General features: G+C 53.6%; 7 protein-coding genes. 2 read left to right on the forward strand and 5 right to left on the reverse strand.

Annotated features, from left to right (window positions below):
- Positions 1 to 38 precede the first annotated feature (38 nt).
- Positions 39 to 824: a carboxypeptidase-like regulatory domain-containing protein gene (locus VIN66_RS05735; protein WP_331923073.1), complete on the forward strand. Its 786-nt coding sequence runs from the start codon at positions 39 to 41 to the stop codon at positions 822 to 824.
- 10 nt (positions 825 to 834) lie between these two features.
- On the opposite strand, the gene VIN66_RS05740 is transcribed toward VIN66_RS05735, so the two are convergent.
- The gene (locus tag VIN66_RS05740; protein ID WP_331923074.1) at positions 835 to 1,419 is read right to left on the reverse strand and encodes an FMN-binding negative transcriptional regulator; all 585 of its coding nucleotides are present in this window, start codon (positions 1,417 to 1,419) and stop codon (positions 835 to 837) included.
- 11 nt (positions 1,420 to 1,430) lie between these two features.
- Positions 1,431 to 1,829, reverse strand: coding sequence for a GNAT family N-acetyltransferase (locus VIN66_RS05745; RefSeq protein WP_331923075.1), 399 nt, complete (start codon positions 1,827 to 1,829; stop codon positions 1,431 to 1,433).
- Between the two features lie 88 nt (positions 1,830 to 1,917).
- On the opposite strand from VIN66_RS05745, the gene VIN66_RS05750 reads away from it, so the two are divergent.
- On the forward strand, positions 1,918 to 3,354 hold the full coding sequence (locus VIN66_RS05750; RefSeq protein WP_331923076.1) for a PLP-dependent aminotransferase family protein: 1,437 nt from the start codon (positions 1,918 to 1,920) through the stop codon (positions 3,352 to 3,354).
- Positions 3,355 to 3,362: 8 nt separating this feature from the next.
- On the opposite strand, the gene VIN66_RS05755 is transcribed toward VIN66_RS05750, so the two are convergent.
- From VIN66_RS05755 to VIN66_RS05765, 3 genes are all read right to left on the reverse strand, one after another.
- On the reverse strand, positions 3,363 to 4,358 hold the full coding sequence (locus tag VIN66_RS05755) for a N(4)-(beta-N-acetylglucosaminyl)-L-asparaginase (protein WP_331923077.1): 996 nt from the start codon (positions 4,356 to 4,358) through the stop codon (positions 3,363 to 3,365).
- On the reverse strand, positions 4,351 to 5,103 hold the full coding sequence (locus VIN66_RS05760; RefSeq protein ID WP_331923078.1) for a copper homeostasis protein CutC: 753 nt from the start codon (positions 5,101 to 5,103) through the stop codon (positions 4,351 to 4,353). Before VIN66_RS05760 ends, VIN66_RS05755 begins: the two co-directional genes overlap by 8 nt.
- Positions 5,090 to 5,707: BadF/BadG/BcrA/BcrD ATPase family protein (locus VIN66_RS05765; RefSeq protein ID WP_331923079.1), on the reverse strand; the 618-nt coding region annotated here is incomplete at its 5' end. The genes VIN66_RS05765 and VIN66_RS05760, both read right to left, overlap by 14 nt.

The raw sequence follows: 5,707 nt of genomic DNA on the forward strand, positions 1-5,707 counted from the left end.
GTTTTTCAAGCTTAAAATTCAGCTGTAGAACCTTTGTTATGACCCCTACCCGTCTCGCTGTTATTAGTATCGTAATTGGCTTGTCGCCTCTGTTAATTGCTCTGCTTGGCTCTGTAATAGCCAGTTTACTTGGCTGCGAGCAAAAAGGTGGCGGTATAAGCCAATGCTATTTTTGCGGTAAAGATATTGGCGGTATCTTATATGGCATGATGATGATGCACTGGTTGCTTATCATCACAGGTGGCATAGCGGTTTTTGGTGTAACAGCCAGTTTACTCTGGGCATATGTCAGCCTGAAATGGGCTTTGTTAGTGACAGTAGCACCGTTTGCTCTCGGGTTACTAGGTGCGATAATTTCTTACGCGCCAATACTTACCGGATTTCGTGCGGTTGAAATCCAGCTCAGTCCTGTCGTGTCCGGCGTCCTTACTGACCACGGTAAGCCTGTCGTCGGTGCAACTTTAGTGCGCCAGCTGGAGTATGGCAGCTACGCTGACAGTACCACCGTTACAGATGATGATGGGCGCTTCAACTTTCCGGCACATCATGTCAGCTCATTCCGGCCCGGTTGGATTGCAGAGCGCAGTAAGCCAACGCTGGCAAAACATGGTATTTTTCTTCGTCAGGGCGACGAACATATTAACTTGTTGTCGTGGCAAAGCCATTATCGCCTGTTGCAGCATCCGCTGAGCCAGGTGTTCACCAATCTGCAGTGTGATTTATCAAAAAAGCCGGAACAATATATTATCGACAGCACTGTAGAGCCGCTTTACGTCTCCGCTCTTTGTAAGCTGCCACCACAGACTGTTCCCAGCGCTTATTGATATAAAATGGTTACCACGACCAACTTTGCATCATCTGCCATACGGTAGCTGGCTGCTCCGCTTGCTGTAAATAACTCATCACTGCCTGTTTCTCTGCCGGTGATTTATTCTGCGACAGCTTAAAGCGCCCTTGCATTCGGCTTATATCAATCTCAACCCCGACTATCGCCTGCACCAGTTTTTGTTGATAATCAGCCGCCTGCAGCATACCAGGTGCGCTGTGTGCTTCCTGTTTTCGTACCAACGCCAGTGTCTGCTGAAGATCAAGCAGCCGTGCGGTGCCTGTAAGTTCTGCCAGTGCGTAATTCCAGGTAGAGACTGCGGGTTGCTGCTGGTAGCAACTGGCTGGCACAAAGGCATGCGGCCCCTGAATAATTATGCTGACCTCAGCTTCGTCCAGATGTTTAAGTTGCTGGTTATTGCGGGCCAGATGGCAGTAAGCTTTAGCTGCTTCGCCCTGCCATTCAAATAAAAACGGCAGCGGCGTATATGCAATACCGCCACTGTGGCTCAACAGCAGGCCAAAGTAATGCTGCTGCAAAAATGCCTGCAATTGTGTGCTGTCGTCTGTTTGGTAATATGGCGGTGGATACACTGTCAGCTCCTTTAGTACTGACGCTGGATATGAAAAGCATTATCAACAGCACTGAAGCCTACTTTGGGATAATACTGCATGGCAGAAGGCGCACTGCGTAATAGTTGCTGCACCTGAGGCCCGGTAGCCTGCTGTACCGCCGCCAGTAATGCCTTACCTATGCCCTGCTGCTGATAGGTTTTATCGACCAGCAAATCACAGATATACACCACATAAGCCCGATCAGTTAAGCAACGTGCCACACCAACCAGTTTTCCTTCCAGCCTGGCGGTGAGTGATAAATTACTGCTGGCCAACATAATGGCCATCCGCTCGCGATCGTCTATCGGGCGATTGATGCCCGATGCCTGATAAAGCGCCAGTATCTCATCCAGATTAAAGTGTGTTTCCTGCTGTATCTGTAATGTCACGTCTTAGCCTCCTGATTGCGTTTTTTACAGCTTACTGAGTAAACTGGTACTTTAAAAAGCACCAGTTTTTACAAAACAGGAGATCCAGTTGCGCTTACTGACAGACAGCCTGCTGCTGAATGGCGAAGGCAACCTGCAGCAGCAGTTATACCGCACATTAAAACAACAAATGTTATCCGGCCAATGGCCGGGCAGCGCGCTGCTGCCATCAAGCCGGCAGCTGGCTGCAGATTTGCAGTTAAGTCGTAACACGGTAAATCAGGTGTTGCAGCAGCTGGTCGCGGAGGGCTATATCGAAGGCCTGACGGGGCGCGGTTACCAGGTGTGCGAGTTACCCGAACAATATTTTCAGCCTGTAGACACGCAGCTTTATGCGGATCACAGTCTGTCGTTAAACCATTACAACCTGCCACTAAAACAGGGGCCGGTAAACGGCTTACTGCAACTTGGCGTACCGGCACTGCAATTATTCCCCTACGCTATCTGGCAGCGCCTGCAGCAGCGGCATGGCAACCGCGCCGCTCTGCACGGCTTTGCTGACCCTCTGGGTTATTTGCCACTGCGACAAGCTTTGGTGCCGTATTTACGTCAGTCGCGCCAGGTTGTCTGTGATGAACACAACATTCTGATCACTGCCGGGGCGCAGCAGGCGCTGTTTGTCGCGGCTAAACTGGTGGCCCGTGCCGGTGATAACGTACTGATGGAAACACCGGGTTATCCCAGGCTGAAACAGGCGCTGCAACTGTGTCAGTTACACATAACACATCTGGATGCGGCTTCAACTGAAGGGCTGAACATCAACGCGCTGCCATCGCCATGCCAGGCTAAGGCATTATTCCTGACACCGGGGCACCAATATCCGCTGGGCGGTATTATGCCGTTAAGCGGTCGACTGGCTGTGCTGGACTGGGCAAAGCAACACGCTATCTGGCTGGTAGAAGATGACTACGACAGCGAGTTTCAATACCGGCACCGCCCTGTCGCCAGCCTGCAAGGCCTGGCAGGTGGCGAAGGCGTGCTGTTTGCCGGTTCATTCAGTAAAACATTGTTTCCGGCACTCCGGCTCGGGTATTTGGTGGCGCCGCGTGCTGTTATCGCGCAGGCTGCGGCGATAGTGCAGGCATTACATGGTGATGTGGCATTGCTACCGCAGGCGGTACTGGCTGATTTTATCAGCGAAGGCCACTTTGGCCGCCATCTGCGCAAAATGCGCCGCCATTATCAGCAGAATAAACTGTTAGCTATCAGCACATTACAGCAGGCATTACCACAGTGCCGCTTACACGCAACTGAAGCAGGTTTGCATATTGTACTGGAGTTTCCACAGCCAATTGATGAAGGCCGGCTGCTGGCAGAGCTTATACGGCATGGTATAAAAGCCCAGCCATTGGGCCGCTATATATTCAGTGCTGCGCCGCGTTATGGTCTGGTGATTGGCATTGCTAATCACAGCCAGGCGGAATTAGCTGCTGCGCTACAACAGTTGATCGCTTTAAGCCGGCAGGCTTTGCCGGAACAGACTTGAGCAGCTTATTAGCCACTGAGCAAAGCCGCCGCTGGGTACAGTTTACTGCCGCCTGGTTGCTGCACAGCGTAGTTAAACCCCGGCTGCAGGCAGTAGCTGCCATATTCACCCTTTTTATTCAGCGCAATAAAGCCAATCTGGGTTTCAGCAATATTGCCGTTACGCAGTTTTAGCTTGTGGTAGATCCGCTGCACGGCCTGCTCGCACGCCTGCTGCGGGCTGTAGCCCTGGCGCATCAGCTCTACCACCAGAAAAGATCCCGTTACCCGGATCACTTCTTCGCCATGGCCGGTAGCAGTGGCTGCGCCGATTTCGTTATCAACATAGAGTCCGGCGCCTATAATGGGCGAGTCGCCTACCCGGCCGTGCATTTTAAACGCCATGCCACTGGTGGTGCAGGCTCCGCCTAAATTGCCCTGGCTGTCCAGCGCCAGCATACCTATGGTGTCATGGTTTTCGATATTAACAATTGGCCGGTAGTTGGCATCGTTGAGCCACTGCCGCCATTCCTGCTCCGACTCGGCTGTCAGTAAATTTTCGGCGGCAAAGCCCTGTGCCAGCGCAAAATCAAGTGCGCCCTGCCCAACCAGCATCACATGCGGGGTATGTTCCATTACCGCCCGCGCTACGGCTACCGGGTGTTTAATCTGCTGCAAAGCGGCAACCGCGCCGATGTTGGCAAATTCATCCATAATGCAGGCATCCAGAGTGACTTTTCCGTCGCGATCCGGCCGGCCACCATAACCCACACTGCGCTCAGTCGGGTCTGCTTCAGTCAGCATCACACCTTGCTGCACTGCATCAACTGCGCGGGCGCCTTGCTGCAATAGAGCAAATGCCACCTCGTTCGCCTGCATACCAAAGTCCCAGGTACTGATCACCACAGGTTTACGCACTGCAGTTGTCACTGACGTCACGGCCGTGCAGCCAGGTAATAAAGCAGACGCTGTGGCGCCTGCACCAAACATCGCACTGAGTTTTAAAAAATAACGCCGTTTAAGCATCAGGTTCTCCCTGTTGTTTGTTCGCCTGCTCAGTTACACACTGCCGCAGTTGCTCAAGCTTGGCTGCATCAACCTTGCCTGCGGTCAGTACCGCTGAATGTAAGTGCCAGCACAGCTGGGCATTATCACTCAGCCCAGCCTGTAACTGCGGTAGATTAGCCAGCGTTACCCCGCCCCCAGCCACCAGCACCAGACGTCCGGCAAGATACCGTTGCAACACCGCTAACTGATGTATGCCTTGCGTTATGCTTTGCTGTTGCTGCCACGGCGTGCCATTACTGAGTATGCGCTGTACTCCCAATCTCAGCAGTTGGTCTGCTGCACGGGCCGGGCTGGCGCAAGCATCAAAAGCGCGGTGAAAAGTGCAGCTTAAACCCAGCCGCCGGCATTGTTGCAACAGCAGCGTTAAAAACGGTAAATCCGGCTGCGCATCTGCAGTCAGCGCACCGACCACAATGCCGTCGGCACCGAGCTTTGCCGCTTGCAGTAACTGGGCATGCATTTGCTGCTGCTCTGTCACCGAATAAATAAAACTGCCGGCTCTGGGCCGCAGCATCACCCGCAGCTGCGTACTGAAATTACACGCTGCACGCGCCTGACGTAACGCGTCGGCACCGACCGACAAGCCCTGCTGAGCCATCTGGCTACACAGCTCAATGCTATCGATACCGGCGGCACACACTGCCTGAATATTCTGTGTCAGGTACCGGCTGTCGCTATCCAAACAGATTTCAATCTGCGCCATGCCGCTCTATCTCCTGCTTTGCCAGTGCCAGTTGATGGCGGGCATAATAGATGGCGCCCACCGTTGCTGCCGCCAACGGTGGATCAAACCGGCTACGCTGAGCCGGCGGCAGATAAGTCAGTAACCGTTGTCCGACCCCGCCTAACAGGCAGCTTCGGCCCTCTGGTAGCTGCAGGCTAAGCTGCTCTATAAAACTAACTGCCTGTTGCAGCATTGCCACCGCAACACTATCGCCGCTGTCTGCAGCCTGAAACACCAAAGGTGCCAGTTCAGCATACTGCTGAGGGGTAGCCTGCAGCAGCTGCTCGGCCATCAGCGCTGCACCACCGTTAAAGTGTTGCTGCAGTAAGCGGCTTAACCGGGTTGCGGGAGCCAGACCATCCAGTGCCAGCAATACGGCCTGCACCGCTTGCAAGCCCAAACCTGAGCCGCTGCAAACAGCGTTGATCGGAAAGCCGTAGCCACCCAGCAGGGTTTCACCCTGCTCAGTCAGCTCGATGGCACTAAAACCGGTACCAAGAATAATGACACTACCCGGCTCGCCACCGTGCGCGCCATAACAGGCAGCATGTAAGTCGGTAGTAACATGCCAGCTGGCAAAAGG

The organism is Rheinheimera sp. (genome assembly GCF_036568245.1).
Lineage (GTDB): Bacteria > Pseudomonadota > Gammaproteobacteria > Enterobacterales > Alteromonadaceae > Alishewanella.

Bases quoted from the DNA above. Each gene is read 5' to 3' on its own strand.
- VIN66_RS05760 (WP_331923078.1), bottom strand. From the start codon at position 5,103: ATGGCGCAGATTGAAATCTGTTTGGATAGCGACAGCCGGTACCTGACA.
- VIN66_RS05735 (WP_331923073.1), top strand. From the start codon at position 39: ATGACCCCTACCCGTCTCGCTGTTATTAGTATCGTAATTGGCTTGTCG.
- VIN66_RS05755 (WP_331923077.1), bottom strand. From the start codon at position 4,358: ATGCTTAAACGGCGTTATTTTTTAAAACTCAGTGCGATGTTTGGTGCA.